We start from the raw sequence: 1,185 nt of genomic DNA, 5'->3' as shown, positions 1-1,185 counted from the left end.
TACACTATTACTTGGAGGGGATTTTTCATGACTAAAAAAGGTTCAACATTTAATACATACTCAGAAGAATTAAAGTTATCAGCTGTTCAAAGTTATTTAAACGGTGAAGGAAGTTACAATGTGATAAAGGAAAAATATCAGATTAAAAGCTCTACACAATTAAAAAATTGGGTGAAAAAATATAAAGAATTTGGTGAAATTACAGATACTCGTGGGAAAAATGGTGGAATGAAAGGTATATCCAATCCTCTAAAAGGTAAACGTATTCATTTTAAGACGATTGAGGAGGAACGTGACTACTATAAGGCACAGGTTGAATATTTAAAAAAGCAGTATCCAAATCTGTAAATGGGGGTGCACTAAAATATACAGAGAGATATCACATCATTGAATCATTAAAAGGGAAATATCCAGTTATGTGGCTTACGAAATTTGCCGGTGTACATCGTTCAAGTTATTATAAGTGGATTCATACAAAAGGTATGAAAAACATGCGAATGGAATCCGAGAAACGATTAAAAAAAGTAATACAATCTATTCATGTAAAGCACAAGGAATATGGTTATCCACGTATGAAAATTGCTTTACAGGAAGAGGGATATTTTATAAATCACAAAAAAGTATATCGCTTAATGAGCGAGCTCGACATTCAATCTATTATTCGAAAGAAGCGTCGCTTCTTTAAAGGGAACTATTCCAATGTTTTTCCGAATGTTTTAAACCGTGAATTTAAAGATCGCCAACAAAATGAAGCACTTGTTACAGATATTACTTACCTACGATTCCAAGAAGGATTTCGGTATCTTTCTGTTGTCCAAGATATTTATAATAACGAAGTTGTTTCTTGGAAAATATCCAAGCGGAATGATAATGAACTTGTATTGGATACAATTGAAATGTTGGCACAAAAAAGAGATGTGCGTGGAACCATTCTCCATTCAGATCAGGGATTCCAGTACACATCCCACGCCTACAACAAACGACTTTTAGGTTTAGGTATCATTGGTAGCCACTCTCGCAAAGGAAACTGCCATGATAATGCCTGTATTGAGTCATTTTTCTCCCATTTTAAATCGGAAATGTTGTATTTGAATCATTTTAAAACAGAAGCTGCTTTAATACAAGCAATTGAAGAGTATATCTATTTTTATAACTATAAACGGTTCCAAAAACGACTCAACCATC

General features: G+C 33.4%; 1 protein-coding gene. It reads left to right on the top strand.

What is annotated here, in order from left to right; genetic code table 11:
* Window positions 1–27: 27 nt before the first annotated feature.
* Window positions 28–1,185 (top strand): IS3 family transposase gene (locus tag HRG09_RS28105; protein ID WP_174104072.1). Its coding sequence is split into 2 segments (ribosomal slippage), with 1,159 coding nucleotides annotated over them: window positions 28–334 and window positions 334–1,185; the frame shifts between segments, so codons are not numbered across the junction. This gene is flagged as partial in the annotation.

The organism is Bacillus sp. Xin1 (assembly GCF_013314535.1).
Taxonomy (GTDB): Bacteria; Bacillota; Bacilli; order Bacillales; family Bacillaceae_G; genus Bacillus_A.
Note: the sequence above shows the minus strand (reverse complement) of the source record. Positions and strands in the feature narration are given on the sequence as shown.